Source organism: Micromonospora marincola (assembly GCF_056150385.1).
Window position 1 is genome coordinate 25,309 of record NZ_JAXCFT010000004.1, and the last position, 16,740, is coordinate 42,048.

Annotated in this window: 13 protein-coding genes, 1 pseudogene and 1 riboswitch; of the genes and pseudogenes, 10 read left to right on the forward strand and 4 right to left on the reverse strand. The window is 73.6% G+C overall.

Going from position 1 to position 16,740, the window contains the following annotated elements; genetic code table 11:
• Nucleotides 1–19 precede the first annotated feature (19 nt).
• Together SM450_RS11330 and SM450_RS11335 are read left to right on the forward strand one after the other, a co-directional pair.
• Nucleotides 20–1,708 (forward strand): ribonuclease J, encoded by a 1,689-nt coding sequence (locus tag SM450_RS11330; RefSeq protein WP_474619678.1) that lies wholly within the window; start codon nt 20–22, stop codon nt 1,706–1,708.
• A gap of 175 nt (nt 1,709–1,883) precedes the next feature.
• Entirely contained in the window at nt 1,884–3,428 is a 1,545-nt protein-coding gene (locus SM450_RS11335) for a S1 family peptidase (protein ID WP_474619679.1), read from the forward strand.
• Between the two features lie 70 nt (nt 3,429–3,498).
• Here SM450_RS11335 and SM450_RS11340 read toward each other — a convergent pair whose 3' ends face one another.
• Both SM450_RS11340 and SM450_RS11345 read right to left on the reverse strand, forming a co-directional pair.
• Nucleotides 3,499–5,085, reverse strand: coding sequence for a YbjN domain-containing protein (locus tag SM450_RS11340; RefSeq protein ID WP_474619680.1), 1,587 nt, complete (start codon nt 5,083–5,085; stop codon nt 3,499–3,501).
• Complete coding sequence (locus SM450_RS11345) at nt 5,082–5,561, reverse strand: type III secretion system chaperone family protein (RefSeq protein WP_474619681.1); 480 nt, start codon at nt 5,559–5,561, stop codon at nt 5,082–5,084. Before SM450_RS11345 ends, SM450_RS11340 begins: the two co-directional genes overlap by 4 nt.
• A gap of 113 nt (nt 5,562–5,674) precedes the next feature.
• On the opposite strand from SM450_RS11345, the pseudogene SM450_RS11350 reads away from it, so the two are divergent.
• Nucleotides 5,675–9,598: pseudogene (locus SM450_RS11350) on the forward strand (DNA translocase FtsK 4TM domain-containing protein); the annotation flags it as partial.
• Between the two features lie 80 nt (nt 9,599–9,678).
• On the opposite strand, the gene SM450_RS11355 reads toward SM450_RS11350, so the two are convergent.
• Complete coding sequence (locus SM450_RS11355; RefSeq protein WP_474619682.1) at nt 9,679–9,918, reverse strand: hypothetical protein; 240 nt, start codon at nt 9,916–9,918, stop codon at nt 9,679–9,681.
• A gap of 85 nt (nt 9,919–10,003) precedes the next feature.
• Nucleotides 10,004–10,318 (reverse strand): DMT family transporter, encoded by a 315-nt coding sequence (locus SM450_RS11360; RefSeq protein WP_474619683.1) that lies wholly within the window; start codon nt 10,316–10,318, stop codon nt 10,004–10,006.
• 51 nt (nt 10,319–10,369) lie between these two features.
• Nucleotides 10,370–10,433: riboswitch (guanidine-III (ykkC-III) riboswitch) on the reverse strand.
• Nucleotides 10,434–10,528: 95 nt separating this feature from the next.
• Between SM450_RS11360 and SM450_RS11365 the strand changes: the two genes are divergently transcribed.
• The 7 genes from SM450_RS11365 (at nt 10,529) to pspM (ending at nt 16,661) form a co-directional block, all read left to right on the forward strand.
• Nucleotides 10,529–11,452, forward strand: a complete 924-nt coding sequence (locus SM450_RS11365; protein ID WP_474619684.1) for an ornithine cyclodeaminase family protein — start codon at nt 10,529–10,531, stop codon at nt 11,450–11,452.
• 63 nt (nt 11,453–11,515) lie between these two features.
• A complete protein-coding gene (gene rimO, locus SM450_RS11370) occupies nt 11,516–13,012 on the forward strand; it encodes a 30S ribosomal protein S12 methylthiotransferase RimO (protein WP_474619685.1) in 1,497 nt (498 codons plus the stop codon).
• Between the two features lie 47 nt (nt 13,013–13,059).
• On the forward strand, nt 13,060–13,641 hold the full coding sequence (pgsA, locus tag SM450_RS11375) for a CDP-diacylglycerol--glycerol-3-phosphate 3-phosphatidyltransferase (RefSeq protein ID WP_474620058.1): 582 nt from the start codon (nt 13,060–13,062) through the stop codon (nt 13,639–13,641).
• A gap of 50 nt (nt 13,642–13,691) precedes the next feature.
• Nucleotides 13,692–14,240, forward strand: coding sequence for a CinA family protein (locus tag SM450_RS11380; RefSeq protein WP_474619686.1), 549 nt, complete (start codon nt 13,692–13,694; stop codon nt 14,238–14,240).
• 211 nt (nt 14,241–14,451) lie between these two features.
• Nucleotides 14,452–14,901: a helix-turn-helix domain-containing protein gene (locus tag SM450_RS11385; RefSeq protein ID WP_474619687.1), complete on the forward strand. Its 450-nt coding sequence runs from the start codon at nt 14,452–14,454 to the stop codon at nt 14,899–14,901.
• A gap of 127 nt (nt 14,902–15,028) precedes the next feature.
• Entirely contained in the window at nt 15,029–15,880 is an 852-nt protein-coding gene (locus SM450_RS11390) for a PspA/IM30 family protein (RefSeq protein WP_474619688.1), read from the forward strand.
• A gap of 16 nt (nt 15,881–15,896) precedes the next feature.
• A complete protein-coding gene (gene pspM, locus SM450_RS11395; protein ID WP_474619689.1) occupies nt 15,897–16,661 on the forward strand; it encodes a phage shock envelope stress response protein PspM in 765 nt (254 codons plus the stop codon).
• The last annotated feature ends 79 nt before the right edge of the window (nt 16,662–16,740 follow it).

Below are 16,740 nucleotides of genomic sequence, written 5' to 3' on the forward strand. Positions count from 1 at the left end.
TCGCAGAATGAGGTGACGCGTGACCGAGGCGCACATCGAGGGTGAGCTGCCCCCGCCGCTGCCGGAGGGCGGCCTGCGGATCATGCCGCTCGGCGGACTCGGCGCCATCGGCCGGAACATGACCGTCTTCGAGTTCGACGGCAAGCTGCTGATCGTCGACTGCGGGGTGCTCTTCCCCGACGTCGAGCAGCCGGGCGTGGACCTGATCCTGCCCGACTTCGGTCCGATCCTGGACCGGCTGGCCGACGTGCAGGCGATCGTGCTCACCCACGGCCACGAGGACCACATCGGCGCGGTGCCGTACCTGCTCGCCCACAAACCCGACATTCCGCTGGTCGGCTCCCAGTTCACGCTGGCGCTCGTCGAGGCGAAGCTGGCCGAGCGGCGGATCCAGCCCTACACGCTCACCGTCCGGGAGGGCGGCCGGGAACGGCTCGGCCCGTTCGAGTGCGAGTTCTTCGCGGTGAACCACTCGATCCCGGACGCGCTCGCGGTGGCCATCCGCACCCCGGCCGGCCTGGTGCTGCACACCGGCGACTTCAAGATGGACCAGCTCCCGCTGGACGGGCGGATCACCGACCTGGCCGGCTTCGCCCGGCTCGGCGCCGAGGGCGTCGACCTGCTGCTGTCCGACTCCACGAACGCGGAGATCCCCGGCTTCGTCACGCCGGAACGGGAGATCGGGCCGGTGCTCGACTCGATCTTCGCGAAGGCGAAGGGGCGGATCATCGTCGCCTCGTTCGCCTCGCACGTGCACCGGGTGCAGCAGGTCTTCGACTCGGCGGCCGAGCACGGTCGCAAGGTGGCGCTCATCGGCCGGTCCATGGTCCGCAACATGGGCATCGCCCGTGACCTGGGCCTGCTCAACATCCCGGCCGGTCTGGTGGTCGGGATCGAGGAGGCCACCAACCTGCCGCCCGAGCAGATCGTGCTGATGTCCACCGGCTCGCAGGGCGAGCCGATGAGCGCGCTCGGCCGAATGGCGAGCGGCGACCACAGGCACATCACCATCGCGCCGGGCGACACCGTGGTGCTCGCGTCGTCGCTGGTCCCCGGCAACGAGACCTCGGTCTACCGGGTGATCAACCGACTGGCCCGGGCCGGCGCCGTGGTGGTGCACAAGGACGTGGCCAAGGTGCACGTCTCCGGTCACGCCCCGGCCGGCGAACTGCTCTACCTGCTCAACGTGGTGCGGCCGAGCAACCTGATGCCGGTGCACGGCGAGTGGCGGCACCTGCGCGCGCACGCCCGGCTCGGCATCGAGTCAGGCGTCGCGCCGGACCGGGTGGTGCTCTGCGAGGACGGCGACGTGGTCGACCTGGTCGAGGGCCGGGCCAGCCTGGTCGGGCGGGTGAAGAGCCGGTACGTCTACGTCGACGGCCTGGCCGTCGGCGACGTCAGCGAGTCGCTGCTCACCGAGCGCCGGATCCTCGGCGACGGCGGCTTCATCGCCACCACAGTCGTCGTCGACTCGGTCACCGGCAAGGTGGTCGCCGGCCCGACCGTCTCGGCGAAGGGCTTCTCCGAGGATCCGGCCGCGTTCAACCCGGTGGTGCCGCTTGTCACCGAGGCGCTGAACCGGGCCGCCGCGGACGGCATCACCGACCCGCACCAACTCCAGCAGATCGTCCGCCGGACGGTGGGGCGCTGGGTGAACGACGCGTACCGTCGTCGCCCGATGATCGTACCGACCGTCGTCGAGGTCTGACCCGACCGCTTCGCGCGCCGGCCCACCGTCCGCGGTGGGCCGGCGTCGTCGCTTTCCGGGTACGCCCCGACACGCCCCGTCGAAACCCGGTGCCGGGATTCAACCGATCGGCGTCCGTCTCCGTATTCCCGGTCGTCCGGCGTGCCCCCCGCGCCGGTCGGGAGGAGCGTGGCGGATGGACCGCAGACGGATGACAGCCATCGGCGTACTGGTGGCGGCGGCCGGACTGGCGGCGGCGGTGACCCTGCCGTCGTTCGCCGGTGAGGGACCCCGGCGGGCCGCCCCGTCCGCCGACGGCGTCGCGCCGGAGGTGCTTGACGCGCTGGGCCGCGACCTCGCGCTCACCCGCGACCAGGCGGTACGCCGGCTGCGCACCGAACGCTGGGCCGCCGGCACGGTCACCAGGCTGCGCACCGAACTCGGCGCCGACTACGGCGGTAGCTGGCTCAGCGCCGACGGCGCCACGCTCAACGTGGCGGTGGCCGACCCGGCGCAGGCGGCGCGCGTCGCGGCGGCCGGCGCGGTGCCGAAGCCCGTCGCGCGCGGCGTCGCCGAGCTGGACGCGGTGAAGACCCGGCTCGACGCGGCCGGCGCCGACGCCAGCCCGGACATCGCGGGCTGGTACGTCGACGTGGCCACCAACTCCGTGGTGGTGGTCGCCCGGCCCGGCGCGGAGGCCGCCGGTCGCCGGTTCGCCGCCGCCGGCGGGACGGGCGCGGTCCGGGTGCGGACCGCCGACGAGGCCCCCCGCCCGCTGTTCGACGTCCGGGGCGGCGACGCGTTCTTCATCAACAACGCCGGCCGCTGCTCGGTCGGCTTCTCGGTGGTAGGCGGTTTCGTCACCGCCGGGCACTGCGGCCGGCCGGGTGACCGCACCACCGGGTCGAACCGGGTCGCCCAGGGCACGTTCTCCGCGTCCTCGTTCCCCGGCGACGACTGGGCCGTGGTGGAGGTCAACGGCGACTGGACGCCGCAGGGCGTGGTGAACGACTTCAACGGCGGCACGGTGCCGGTGAACGGCTCCACCGAGGCCCCGGTCGGCGCCTCGATCTGCCGGTCCGGCTCCACCACCGGCACCCGGTGCGGGGTGGTCCAGGCGAAGAACGCCACGGTCAACTACCCGGAGGGGACGGTCACCGGGCTGACCCGCACCGACGTCTGCGCCGAGCCGGGCGACTCCGGCGGCGCGTGGCTCTCCGGCGACCAGGCGCAGGGCGTCACCTCCGGCGGGTCCGGCGACTGCACCCGCGGCGGGGTCACGTTCTTCCAGCCGGTCAGCGAGATCCTCCAACGCAACAACCTGACCCTGGTCACCGCCGGCGGCGGGCAGGCGCCCACGGAGCCGCCGGCCGGTGGCGGCGAGACGGTCCCGCCGGCCAGCGCGCCGCCCACGGATCCGCCGGCCGACGACGCCGAGTGCACCGGCCAGGTGAGCCGGACCGGCCGGATCGCCGCCGGGCGGGCCCAGGTGCAGCCGGACGGCCGCTTCTTCCGGGTGGCCGGCGGCGCCCAGGAGGCGTGCGTGGCCGCCCCGGACGGCGCCCGGGTGGTGCTGGAGCTGCAACGCTTCACCGGCGGCGCGTTCCGCACCGTGGCCCGCGCCGACGGCGCCGACGGCCCGGTCCGGCTGACCGCCGACACCCCGGCCGGCGCCTACCGCTACCGGGTCGTCGGGCTGGCCGGCTCCGGCGAGTACACGCTGGCGTTCTCCGCCCGCTGACCGCCGGCCCCGAGACCGCGGCCCCCGACTCACCACCGCCCGGTGGGTCGGGGGCCGCGCCGCGTCGGGCTCAGCCCAGCGCGGCGACCGCCTCGGCGTACGCCGTGCCGGTGCGCACCGCGGCGGCCACCAGCACGGCGAGCTGGGTGGGGGCGACCCCGCAGGACAGGTCGGTGGTGACACCGGCGGCCAGCACCAGCGTCCCGTCGCCGGGCTCGTGCACGTAGGCGCAGGGCAGCAGCCGGTCGTGGTTCCAGGCGTTGCAGAACGCGTACGCCTCGGCGCGCCGGCCGGGCGGCAGCCGGCGGGTCGCCACCACCCGGGCGTGCAGCACGTCACCCTGCCGGCCGAGCCGGCGGAACTGGATCGTCGCCTCGCCCCACCGCCCGACGAGCGTGCCGTCCGGCTCGACCGTGTACGGGTCGCCCCGGGCATCGAGCGCGGCGGTGAGCAGCGCCGCGTCGAGCGGGGCGGGCTCCTCCGGGTCGGGTGGACCGGGTTCGGCCGGGTCGACCGCCGGCTCGTCGTCGAACTCGCTCTCGGCGGCCAGCGACACCGGCCCGGCGAGCGGCCGTTCGGCCAGCCAGGAGGCGATCCGCCCGGACTGGTGCCCGGTGCCGTTGCGGGCGTCGAAGCTCCCGGCCAGCGCGGTCGCCAGCGCCTGGAGCTGCGCGCCGAGCGTGGCCACGTCCACCTCGGCCGCCGGTCGGGAGCCGTGCCCGGGGCGGTGGATCCGCCGGCCACCGAGGCCGGCCTCCGCGGCGAGCCCGCAGAGCAACGCGCCCGCGGCGGCGAACTCCATCGCGGACATGTCGTCCGCCGGGCGGTCCAGCCGGGGCAACTGCTCGGTCAGCACCTCCAGCCCGCGGTGCAGATACCCGCCAAGCGCGCAGAACCGCAGGTGCGCGGCGAGCAGCGGAAACGCGACCCGCTCCCGGCGGTGCCGGCGGTAGGCGCGCACGTGTGCCCGCGCCGCCTCCAGCACCGCGCCGGTGCGCAGCCACGGGAGCATCCCGGCGGTGAGGGAGCGTTCGGGCTGGTCGGTGCAGCCCGGCACGTCGACCGGCCCCGGCCCGAGCGCCGCGAGCGCCGCCTTCGCCTCGCCCCAGCCGGCCAGCAGCTCGGCCCGCCGGGCCGGGGCGCAACCCGGGCAGCCGCCCACCGGGTCCGCCGGATCCGCGGCCGTCCACCGCGGGTACGCGTCCCGGGCGGCCGGCTCGTCGCCGAGGTGGTCGGCGAGCCGGCAGCGCAGTTCGGCGACCGGCCCGGCGTCCGGGCCGAGTTCCTGGGCGAGCGTGTCCAGCAGGGACCGGGCTTGGTCCAGCCCCACCCGGGGGGTGCCGAAGAGCGCCTCCACCGCCTGCCGCTGGTGCCGGCGCAGCCGGGCCAGCTCGTCGGGGTGGGCGTCGAGCAGCCCCGGGTGCCGGGCCAGCGTGGCCCGCAGGCGGCGCACCGGCTCCACCGTCCGCCACCGCTCGCCCAGGTGCAGGTACGCCTCGACAAGCGCGAACCGCGCCGACAGCGCGGTACGCGGGTCGCCTGTGGCGTCGGCCCGGGCGGCGATCCGCTCCAGCTCGGCGCAGCGCTGCTCGCCGTCGGGCCGGTCCCGGGCGTCGGCGAGCGCGGCGGCCAGCCCCCGGTCGCGGGCCGTGGTCACCGGACCGACCCGCCGGGCAGGTCGGCGACGGCCTCGGCGAGCTGGCAGCCGGTGGTGACGCCACCGTCGACAAGCCGGTCGAGCTGGTGCGGGGTCACCCCGCGTTCCAGGTCGGTGGTGACCTCGCCGCAGACCTGGGCCACCCCGTCGTCGTCGACGTGCACGTACGCCTTGGGCCAGAGCCGGTCGTGGTTCCAGGTGTTGCAGAACGCGTGCAGCCCGGGCACCCGTTCGATGCCGAACCGGGGCGCGGCTACGGTGCGCACCTGGAGCAGTTCCCCGGCCGCCCCCCGCCGGTGGAACCAGATCAGGTTCCGTTCCCAGCGGCCGACAAGCGCGCCGTCGGGCTCCTGCGCCACCGCGTATCCCCGGTGGGCCAGCACGGCGGCGACAAGCGCACCGGTCAACGGTTGCAGCGCCTGCGGGTGTCCGGTCAGCGGACCGTCCGGACCATCCTCGATCTCCGGCGACGCCATCGGGCATCCCTTCTGAGGCGAATAACACAAACGACGGTCCGACCTGTGCTGCGACACGCGGACGCGACCCGGAAAGGCGGCGTTTCGCCGGGTGCCGCCGTTACCGTGACTCTATGGCGGGCCGTACCTCTCAGGCGAGCCGGCGGCGCGGCGCGTCGCCACGTGGCTCCACGAACAACCGTGCCCGCCAACCGGCGAAGAAGGCGGCGCGCAAGCCCGCCCGGCGGCGTCCGGCGTCCGGGCCGAGCCCGGCCGCGTTCGTCGGCCGGGCCGTCAACGCCATGTTCATGGGGCTGGCGCACTCGGTCGGCTGGTCGTTCCGGGCCGTCGGCCGGCAGGCCGCGTCCACCCGGGAGCTTGACCCGGAGCACCGTCGCGACGGCGCCGGCCTGCTGCTGTTCGGCCTGGCCATCCTCGCCGCGGTGGGTATCTGGGGTGGTGGCGCCGGGCCGGTGGGCCGGCACCTGGCCGACACCGTGCGGCTCTTCGTCGGGGCGATCTCGATCGTGCTGCCGGTGCTGTTCATGGTCGGCGCGTGGCGGCTCATGCGCACTCCGGTGGATCCGGAGCACCGCGGGCGCGGCCTGGTCGGCTGGGGTTCGATGTTGCTGGCGACCGCCGCGATGCTGCACATCGGGCAGAACCCGGTCGACGACGTCCAGCGCGACTACGCCGGCGGCCTGGTCGGCGCCGGGGTGGGCGACCTGCTGAAGTCGGCGGTGACCGCCTGGGTGGCCATGCCGCTGCTGCTCCTGCTGCTGGTGTTCGGCCTGCTCGTGGTCACCGCGACGCCGATCAACCGGATCCCGGAGCGGCTGGGGTTGCGCGCCGACCCGGACGCGCCCGAGGAGGTCGAGGAGGAGCGGGACGAGGTCGAGGCGCCGCCGAAGCCGGCGCGCAAGCGGCCGGCGAAGCGGCTTCCACCGCCGCTGGATCCGCTGGACCCGGACGACGAGTTGGCCGGCGTCGACCTCCAGGAAACCATCGTGCTGCCGCGCAAGATGCCCAAGGTGCCGGCGAACCGCAAGCCGGCCGAGCCGCCGGAGCACTCACCGCTGCCCACCCGCGCCGAGCAGCTCGCGCTCACCGGGCTGGCCGGGGACTACACGCTGCCGCCGGCCAACCTGCTCGGCAACGGCGCCGCGCCGAAGACCCGGAGCAAGGCCAACGACGAGGTGATCGCGGCGCTGACCGGCGTCTTCGACCAGTTCGACGTGGACGCGGCGGTCACCGGTTTCACCCGCGGCCCGACCGTCACCCGCTACGAGGTCGAGTTGGGGCCGGGCGTCAAGGTCGAGCGGATCACCCAGCTCTCGCGCAACATCGCGTACGCGGTGAAGTCGCCGGACGTGCGGATCCTCAGCCCGATCCCGGGCAAGAGCGCGGTCGGCGTGGAGATTCCGAACACCGATCCGGAGAACGTGTCGCTCGGGGACGTGCTGCGCTCGCGGGCCGCCACGAGCGACCACCACCCGATGGTGGTGGCGCTCGGCAAGGACATCGAGGGCGGCTACGTGGTGGCCAACCTCGCCAAGATGCCGCACATCCTGGTGGCGGGCGCAACCGGGGCCGGCAAGGCCCTGGCCCTCGACACTCCGATCGCCACCCCCACGGGCTGGTCGGCGATGGCGGACCTCCGCGTAGGTGACCAGGTGTTCGACGAGATGGGTCGACCCTGCAACGTGGTCGCGGCGACGCCAGTCATGCACGGGCGGCCTTGCTACGAGGTGGAGTTCTCCGACGGATCCGTCATAGTCGCTGACGCGGAGCACCAGTGGCGTACGACGACAAGGGCCGGCCGTACGCAGCGCAGGCATCGGTGGAAGGACGGCAGCTACTGGGCGGAGGATGACCGAAAACTGGTGACGCGTCGGGTTGGCGAGGTGCTGAGCGAGCCGGACCGGCCGGTGTCCAGCGGCGAGGTGGTCTCGGACCTCGGTGAGCAGTTCCGCAATGTCCTCTACCAGGTGCTGCGTCCAATACCGACAGAGGCGCGACTGGCCCGACGACTCTATGAGCGCGGTGGTCGTAGCCTCACTCGTTGGGTAGAAACGTACTCCCGCCACCGGGTGTACAAAGCGCTCTCCCAAAAGGTTCTCGCCCCCGGTCGTTCCACCAGACGTCAGATCCACGACGTGGCAGTGGTGACGACCCGACAGATCGCCGAGAGCCTACGCGTCGGTCCTCGTGGTGAGTGGACGAACCATGCCATTGACGTTGCCCAGCCGTTGGTCTGCCCCCAGGCGGAGCTGCCTATTGCGCCATACACGCTGGGCTGCTGGCTAGGGGACGGGACTACAGGAGCCGCCAGCATCACGAGCGCGGACGAGGAGATCCTCGACGGGATCAGGTTGGAGGGCTATGAGGTCCTCAAGCAACCTGCCAGCGAGCTTCTGTACACCATCTCCAACCGGCAGGAACGCGCGGATCGCATCCTGGCGGCCCTGCGCCTGGTGGAACAGGGGGTGAGCGGGCCGCAGGCTGCTCGTCAGGTCGGGGTCTCCAACACTGCGGTCTACCTTGCCCGCAAGGCAGGATTGCCCGTCGATGCAGCTCCGCCCGGTCCGGAGCGCACCGCGCCCGTCAGGCCGTACCGCACGATGCGGGCCATGTTCCGGGAGATCGGCGACAAGCACATCCCCCTCGCCTATCAGCGTGCCTCTGAGGCCCAGAGGCGGGCTCTGCTCGCCGGGCTCCTGGACACGGATGGCACGGTGTCGAAGCGCGGTGGGGTGGAGCTGGCCCTCACATCCGAACGGCTCGCACAGGACGCGTTCGAGTTGATTCTGGGCCTGGGGTACCAAGCGACCATGACCACCAAGCAGGTCGAGGGCCGATCCCTGGCGACCTCGACCTGTTACCGGATCCACTTCACGCCGCCGGACAAGGTGTTCCGGCTCACCCGGAAGGCCAGCAGGCAGGTCACGCAGATTCGTTCCAGCACGATGAGGCGATACATCGTCGCCGTACGGCCGGTCTCATCCGTGGCAGTGCGCTGTGTCGAGGTGGACAGCCCCAGTCATCTGTTCCTGGCCGGTAGGACTCTCATCCCAACTCACAATTCCAGCCTGCTCAACTCACTCCTGGTGTCGATCCTCACCCGAGCGACTCCCGATGAGGTACGTCTTCTGCTGGTGGATCCGAAGCGGGTGGAACTGACCAGTTACGAGGGCGTCCCGCACCTGGTCACGCCGATCGTGACGAACCCGAAGAAGGCGGCCGACTCGCTGGAGTGGGTCGTGCGTGAGATGGACATGCGCTACGACGACCTCGCCGCCAACGGGGTCCGGCACATCGACGACTTCAACCGCAAGGTGCGCAACGGCGAGATCAAGGCGCCGCCGGGCAGCGAGCGGGAGATGCGGCCCTACCCCTACCTGTTGGTGATCGTGGACGAGTTGGCCGACCTGATGATGGTCGCCCCGCGCGACGTGGAGGACTCCGTCGTCCGGATCACCCAGTTGGCCCGCGCCGCCGGCATCCACCTGGTGCTGGCCACCCAGCGCCCCTCGGTGGACGTGGTCACCGGCCTGATCAAGGCCAACGTGCCGTCCCGGCTCGCGTTCGCCACCTCGTCGCTCGCCGACTCCCGGGTCATCCTCGACCAGCCCGGCGCGGAGAAGCTGCTCGGTCGCGGTGACGGCCTGTTCCTGCCGATGGGCGCGTCGAAGCCGGTGCGGATCCAGGGCGCCTGGGTGACCGAGCGCGAGATCGCCGACGTGGTCAAGTTCTGCAAGGACCAGCGCGAACCGGAGTTCCGCAAGGACGTGCTCGCCCCGGCGCAGGACAACAAGAAGAAGATCGACGAGGACATCGGCGACGACCTCGACCTGCTCGTGCAGGCCGTCGAGCTGGTGGTCACCTCACAGTTCGGCTCGACCTCGATGCTCCAGCGCAAGCTGCGGGTCGGCTTCGCCAAGGCGGGCCGGCTGATGGACCTGATGGAGACCCGGGGCGTGGTCGGCCCGTCCGAGGGTTCCAAGGCCCGCGACGTGCTTGTGAAGCCGGACGAGCTGGAAGAGGTGCTGGCCGGCCTGCGCGGCGGCGAGGAATAGACCCGGTCACGAACGAGGGCCCGCCGGAATCCGGCGGGCCCTTCGTCGTGGTGGCGGGGCGGTCAGGCGTTCAGGATCGCGGCGGCGAGGATGAAGCCGAGGACGGCGCCGGCGACGCTCGCCGCGGCGGCGTACCAACCGAGCGGCTTGTCGCCGAGCACCGCGCCGACGATGCCGAGGACCAACCCGACCAGGCCGAGGAACGGTACGAAGATCGCGATGGCCGCGAAGACGAACCCGATGATGGTGCAGATCCGGGCGGCGTTGCTGCGGGGGCGGGCGGTGGCGTGAACGTCGGCCATGGTGTCCTCCGTGAGTGATCTTCTTGGTGAGCTGGAGAGCCACCTACCCCGGCGGGCCGGCCGTCCAAACCGGATCGCGCATCGATCAGTGGAACAGTTTCAGGCCGACCACGCCGGCGACCACGAGCAGCAGGCAGGCGATCCGGGGCAGGTTCGCCGGCTCGCCAAGTGCGAGCATGCCGACGAGCGCGGTGCCGACCGCGCCGATCCCGACCCACACCGCGTAGCCGGTGCCGACCGGGATGTCGCGCAGCGCGTACGACAGGCCGGCCATGCTGGCGACGAGCGTGCCGGCGAAGACAGCGGTGGGGAGGGGGCGGGTGAAGCCGGCGCTGCGGTCCAGGGCGACCGCCCACGCGGTTTCCAGCAGTCCGGAGAGCACAAGCACGATCCAGGCCATGAGTCACCTCTGACAGGCGGGCCCGGCGGTCGGCCGGGCGGTGGTCGTTTCCGCGGGGCGTCGTGCCTGACCGGGTACGCCCACCACTCGTCCGGGGCGGCCGTGGACCGCCGTGGCCGACGCTAGCACCGGCCGGGGCGGTCGGGCGGGGTGGTGACGAAGCCCACCATCGCTGGAGTTCACGCGAACTTCAGGTTGCACGATGGGGTCATGACCGTGCTCTTCTCCGACGAGGACGTCGCGGCGGCCGTGGACGCCCCGCTCACCGTCGCCGCCATGCGGGACGCGCTGCTGGCCGCGTACCACGGGCGGCTGATCGCCCCGCCCCGGGCGTCCGCGTCGTTGGGCGGGGGCCGGATGGTGCTCACCGCCGGGCACCTCACCGGCGAGTGGTACGGCTTCCGCTCGTACGACACGTTCGGGCACCCGGAGAGCGGGCAACTTGTGGTGCTGCACGACGCGACGAGCGGGGCGGTACGCGCCATCGCCGTCGGCGAGGAGCTGGGCTCCCGGCGTACCGGGGGACTTGGTGGCGTGGCGGTGGACGCGCTGGCCCGTCCGGACGCCGCCACGCTCGGCGTGCTGGGCTCGGGGCGGCAGGCGTGGACCCAGGTGTGGGCCGCGGCGGCGGTCCGGCCGCTGCGCGAGGTGACCGTGCACAGCCGGTCGGCCGCCCGGCGGGAGGCGTTCGCCGCCCGGGTCCGGGCCGAGCTGGGCGTGCCGGCCCGGGCCGTCGGCTCGGCCGCCGCCGCGGTGCGCGCCCGCGACCTCGTGGTGCTCGCCACCACAAGCACCACCCCGGTGCTGGCCGCCGCCGACCTGGCCCCGGGCACGCACGTCAACACCGTCGGCTTCAAGCAGGTCGACCGGCACGAGTTCGGCACCGACCTGCTCGACGCCGCCGATCTGCTGGTCACCGACTCGCCGGGGCAGGCCGCCGCGTACGCGCCGCCGATGCTCGCCGCCGTCGAGCCGTACGCCGGCCGGTTGCGCGACCTGGGCGCGGTGCTGGCCGGCGCGGCGCCGGGCCGGACCGGCGCGGACCAGATCTCGGTCTTCTGCTCCACCGGCCTGGCCGGCACCGAGGTCTTCCTCCTGGACCGGCTGTCTCGCGCCGCGGCTCTGGCGCGGTGAGAGGGTGACCCTTCTCTACCGCAGGCGTTAAGAAGGGCCCCTTCCTTGCACCTGTACCCTCGGATGGTGTCTGACTCCTCCTTGCCAACTGACGGGCGCCGGGTTGCGCTGCTGACTCTGGGCTGCGCCCGCAACGAGGTCGACTCGGAGGAGTTGGCCGCCCGGCTGCACGCCGACGGTTGGCAGGTGACCACCGACGGCGAGGGCGCCGACGTGGTGGTCGTGAACACCTGCGGCTTCGTGGAGAAGGCCAAGCAGGATTCGATCCAGACGCTGCTGGCCGCCGCCGACACCGGCGCCAAGGTGGTCGCCGCCGGGTGCATGGCCGAGCGGTACGGCCGTGAGCTGGCCACCAGCCTCCCCGAGGCGCAGGCCGTGCTGAGCTTCGACGACTACCCGGACATCGCGGCCCGGCTCGACGCGGTGGTGGCCGGCGAGGTGATCGACGCGCACGTCCCGCGCGACCGGCGCGAGCTGCTGCCGCTCACTCCGGTGAAGCGCCGGGAGGCGACGGTGTCGCTGCCCGGCCACGGCACCCCGACCCGGGTCGCGCCGGAGACCGACGCGCACACCCCGGCGCACCTGCGGCAGGTGCTGCGGCACCGGCTCGACACCGGCCCGGTGGCCTCGCTGAAACTCGCGAGCGGCTGCGACAGGCGGTGCGCGTTCTGCGCCATCCCGGCGTTCCGTGGGGCGTTCGTCTCGCGTACCCCGGACGAATTGCTCGCCGAGGCCGAGTGGCTGGCCGGGACCGGCGTCCGCGAGCTGGTGCTGGTGAGCGAGAACTCCACCTCGTACGGCAAGGACCTGGGCGACCCGCGCGCGCTGGAGAAGCTGCTGCCGCAGCTCGCCGCGATCGACGGGATCGTGCGGGTGCGGGCCAGCTACCTCCAGCCCGCCGAGACCCGGCCCGGCCTGGTCGAGGTGATCGCCACCACGCCCGGCGTGGCGGCCTACTTCGACCTGTCGTTCCAGCATTCAAGTGAGCCGGTGCTGCGCCGGATGCGCCGGTTCGGCTCGACCGACCGGTTCCTGGAGCTGCTCGCCTCGGCCCGCGCGCTGGCGCCGGCCGCGGGCGCCCGGAGCAACTTCATCGTCGGCTTCCCCGGCGAGACGAAACAGGACGTGGCCGAGCTGGTCCGGTTCCTGACCGAGGCGCGGTTGGACGCGATCGGCATGTTCGACTACAGCGACGAGGACGGCACCGAGGCCGCCGGGCTGCCCGGCAAGGTCTCCGCCGCCACGGTCAAGCGGCGGTACGACCGGCTCAGCGCGCTCGCCGACGAGCTCTGCTCGCAGCGGGCCGAGGAACGGCTCGGCTCGACCGTGGAGGTGCTCGTGGACTCGGTGGCCGACGGCGTGGTCGAGGGGCGGGCCGCCCACCAGGCGCCCGAGGTCGACGGTTCGACCACCCTCGTCGCGCCGGACGGCGGCGGGGTCGACCTGGCCGCGCTGCGCCCGGGTGACCTGGTCCGGGCCAGGGTGACGGCGACCGAGGGGGTCGACCTGATCGCGGTGCCGGATGAGATGATCTCGGCGGCGCCCGGCGCGGCCCGGTGACGGTGGGCCCGGACGGAGCGGGGGAGCGACGTGGGGCGATGCCGGACATGACCGGGGCGGAGCCGACGGTGGCAGCGCCCGTGCCGCTGCTCAACGCGGCAAACCTGCTGACCGCGGCGCGGCTCCTGCTGGTGCCGGTCTTCGCGGTCACCGTGGCCGCGTCCGGGATGAGCCACGCCGGCTGGCGGATGGTGGCCTGCCTGATCTTCGTGGTGGCCTCGGCGACGGACCTGGTCGACGGTTGGATCGCCCGCCGGTTCGGCCTGGTCACCTCGCTCGGCAAGGTCGCCGACCCGATCGCCGACAAGGCGCTCACCGGCGCCGCGCTTGTCCTGCTCTCCTGGTACGACCGGCTGCCCTGGTGGGTGACCGTGGTGATCCTCGCCCGGGAGTTGGGCATCACCGCGCTGCGCTTCTGGGTGATCCGGCACGGGGTGATCGCGGCCAGCCGGGGCGGCAAGATCAAGACCGCGTTGCAGATCCTGGCGATCACCTGGTACCTCTGGCCGATGCCGGACGCGCTGGCCCCGGTCGGCCCCTGGATCCTGGGCGCCGCAGTGGTGGTGACCGTCGTCACCGGCTTCGACTACGTCGCCCAGGCGCTGCGGCTGCGCCGTCCCCGGAGTTGATCCGGGCGGCCGGCGAGTAAGCCGGCACGACGCGGGAAGAAGGGGCGGTCATGGACGACACCGACGCGAGACACAAGCGGCCCGCCGGCAGCCCGGCCGCCGCCGTGGTGCACCGCCTGCACGACTGCGGGGAGACGCTTGCCACGGTCGAGTCGCTTACCGGTGGCCTGCTCGCCGCCGCGATCGTGGAGATCGCCGGGGTCAGCTCGATCTACCGGGGCGGCCTCGTGGTCTACGCCACCGAGCTCAAGGCGACGCTTGCCGGCGTGCCGGAGGACCTGCTCGCGGCGCGCGGCCCGGTCGACCCGGACGTGGCCGTCGCCCTCGCCGAGGGCGGTCGGCAGCGCTGCGGTGCCGTCTGGGGGCTGGCCACCACAGGTGTGGCCGGGCCGGAGCCGCAGGACGGCAAGCCGGTCGGCCTGGTCTACGTGGCGGTCGCCGGCCCGGACGGCACCCAGGTGCGCCGGCTCGACCTGGACGGTGGCCGGGACCACATCCGGACGACCGCGGTGATCGAGGCGCTGCGGCTGCTCGCCGAACGGGTCCGGGTCGTCCGCGACGGCGAGGTCGCCGACCCGGCGGGCACCGGCCGGCGCTGACCCCCTCCGACGCCGACACGCCCGACCGCGGGCCCGCCGGCCCGGTCCTTCCGACGGGATTGGACAGGCGGGGTGGGATGTCGTCGTGGCGGTCAGCGGGTACGGTTGCGGGAAGGCTCCGGCGGGCGACGCCGGCGCCGGGGCGGCGGCTCGCCGCGCTCGGCGCCGCGCGGCGCGGTCGGGCATGGTGACCCGTTCAGGGGGAGGTGCGATGGTCCTGCTACGCCGGGTGATCGGTGACGCACTGCGGGCGCGCCGGCAGGGGCAGCACCGCACCCTCCGCGAGGTCTCGTCCGCCGCCAACGTCAGCCTCGGTTACCTCTCCGAGATCGAACGCGGCCAGAAGGAACCATCGAGCGAGCTGCTGGCGGCGATCTGCGACGCGCTCGGCGCCCGCCTGTCCGAGCTGCTGCGCGAGGTGAGCGACACGGTCGCGCTGGCCGAGCAGATGCCCGGCGTGCTGGTGCCGGTGGTCGACGAGCCGGTCGAGCCGACGCCGGTGGGCCCGCCGGTCGTGCGCAAGGCGACGAACCGGGGGGTCCGGCAGGTCACCTCCGACGGCGCGGTGGCCGTCCAGGTCCGGCAGGATTCACCGCTCAAGGCGACGCTGCGCAGCACGCGCGTGCGCCCCGCCGAGCGGGACGTGGTCTGCGCCGCCTGACCGTGCCGCCCGCGCATGTCGCCGCTGGCGTCCACGTCGTAGTGTTGATCAGGGTCGTACGGGTGCCGGAGTGGCGTCCGACTGGGACGATGTAGGCGCGACGCTACTGTGAGGGGACGAGGCGGAGATGGCGAACCCGTTCGTCAAGGGTTGGAAATACCTGATGGCGGCCTTCGGCGCGAAGATCGACGAGCACGCTGATCCGAAGGTGCAGATCCAGCAGGCGGTCGAGGAGGCGCAGCGCCAGCACCAGGCGCTGGTCCAGCAGGCGGCGGCGGTGATCGGCAACCAGCGTCAGCTGGAGATGAAGCTGTCCCGGCAGATCACCGAGGTGGAGCAGCTCCAGGGCAACGCGCGGCAGGCGCTCACGCTGGCCGACCAGGCCCGGGGCCGGGGTGACGAGGCCGAGGCCGGGCGCTTCGAGCAGTCCGCCCAGATGCTTGCCACCCAACTGGTCTCCGGCGAGCAGGCGCTTGAGGATTTGAAGACGCTGCACGACCAGGCGCTCAACGCGGCGGCGCAGGCCCGCAAGGCGGTCGAGAACAACTCGATGATCCTCCAGCAGAAGCTCGCCGAGCGCACCAAGCTGCTCAGCCAGCTTGAGCAGGCCAAGATGCAGGAGAGCGTGGCCCGCTCGCTGGAGTCGATGTCGTCGCTCACCGCGCCGGCGAACACCCCGTCGCTGAACGAGGTGCGCGACCGGATCGAGAGCCGCTACGCCACCGCCATGGGCCGGGCCGAGCTGGCCGGCAACTCGGTCGAGGGCCGGATGCTGGAGATCCAGAAGGCGTCGATCGACTCGGCCGGGTCGGCCAGGCTGGAACAGATCCGGTCGAGCATGACCGGTAAGCAGCTCGACGGCGCGTCCGAGCGCCCCGCGGTCGGTCCGGCGACCGACCCGGCGGCGAGCGCCCGGCTGGACGAGCTCCGGGCAAGCATGAGCCGGGAACGTGGCACCGGAGAGAGCACCACCGGCTGACGGACGGGGAAGAGCGATGGCGGACGAGCGGGCGCGGCACTTCCGCCGGCTGGGCAAGCTGCGGCGCTCGGCGCGGCGATGGAGCGTCCTGGCCGGTGGGCTCGGCGGCGCCGCCGCGGTGCTCACCCCGTACGCCGGGCTGGGCCTGCCGGACGCGGCCTGGGCCGGCGCCGCGGGCAGCGCGATCGCGGTGGCGTTCTGGCGCTGGGCCGACCACCGGGCTCTCGCGGCCGTGCCGGCCCCGCCGGCGCTCGACCCGGCCGAAGCCGCCGCCCGCTCCCGTGCCCGGCTGGTCGCCGCCGTCGAGCGGCTGCCCGTGGGCCCGGGCGTCCTCGCCGAGGTACGCCGGGTCCGTTCCCGCCTCGCGTTGCGCGGCACCGCCGCGGCCGAGCCGTGGGCCCGGCTGGACCGGGCCGCGCTCACCCTGGGCGGGTTGGCCGGTCGGCTGACCGGGCTGGCCGAGCCGGCGGTCCGGGAAGCGGCCGAGGCCGACCACTCCCTGCGCGAGCTGGCCGCCCGGGTGGCAGGCGTGGAAGGCGCGGTGAAGCTGGCCCCGCAGGGACCGCTCGCCGAGGTGCACGCGATGCTCGTCGCCCAGTTGGAGGACGGGGTGGCCGCCTACGAGCGGCTGGTGGTGGCCGCCGCCGGATACGTGGCCGAGGACGCCCGCCCGAGCACCGCGCACCCCGCCGCCGCCCGCCTGACCGAGGCCACCGACATGCTGCACGGCGTGGCCACCGCCCTGGCCGAACTCCGCACCCCCCAGCCCCGCCCCTCCTGACGCGCCCTCCCCGTCCTCCCTCCCCTTCCCGCGGTGATCAAGGAGTTTGCGTCACCATCCGCCCCCGGCGAGCTGACGC

Excerpts from the sequence above, each read along its gene's own strand:
- SM450_RS11335 (WP_474619679.1), top strand. The coding sequence starts at position 1,884 with ATGGACCGCAGACGGATGACAGCCATCGGCGTACTGGTGGCGGCGGCC.
- SM450_RS11385 (WP_474619687.1), top strand. The coding sequence starts at position 14,452 with ATGGTCCTGCTACGCCGGGTGATCGGTGACGCACTGCGGGCGCGCCGG.
- SM450_RS11380 (WP_474619686.1), top strand. The coding sequence starts at position 13,692 with ATGGACGACACCGACGCGAGACACAAGCGGCCCGCCGGCAGCCCGGCC.
- SM450_RS11355 (WP_474619682.1), bottom strand. The coding sequence starts at position 9,918 with ATGGCCGACGTTCACGCCACCGCCCGCCCCCGCAGCAACGCCGCCCGG.
- SM450_RS11360 (WP_474619683.1), bottom strand. The coding sequence starts at position 10,318 with ATGGCCTGGATCGTGCTTGTGCTCTCCGGACTGCTGGAAACCGCGTGG.
- pspM (WP_474619689.1), top strand. The coding sequence starts at position 15,897 with ATGGCGGACGAGCGGGCGCGGCACTTCCGCCGGCTGGGCAAGCTGCGG.
- SM450_RS11365 (WP_474619684.1), top strand. The coding sequence starts at position 10,529 with ATGACCGTGCTCTTCTCCGACGAGGACGTCGCGGCGGCCGTGGACGCC.
- SM450_RS11345 (WP_474619681.1), bottom strand. The coding sequence starts at position 5,561 with ATGGCGTCGCCGGAGATCGAGGATGGTCCGGACGGTCCGCTGACCGGA.
- rimO (WP_474619685.1), top strand. The coding sequence starts at position 11,516 with ATGGTGTCTGACTCCTCCTTGCCAACTGACGGGCGCCGGGTTGCGCTG.
- pgsA (WP_474620058.1), top strand. The coding sequence starts at position 13,060 with ATGACCGGGGCGGAGCCGACGGTGGCAGCGCCCGTGCCGCTGCTCAAC.
- SM450_RS11390 (WP_474619688.1), top strand. The coding sequence starts at position 15,029 with ATGGCGAACCCGTTCGTCAAGGGTTGGAAATACCTGATGGCGGCCTTC.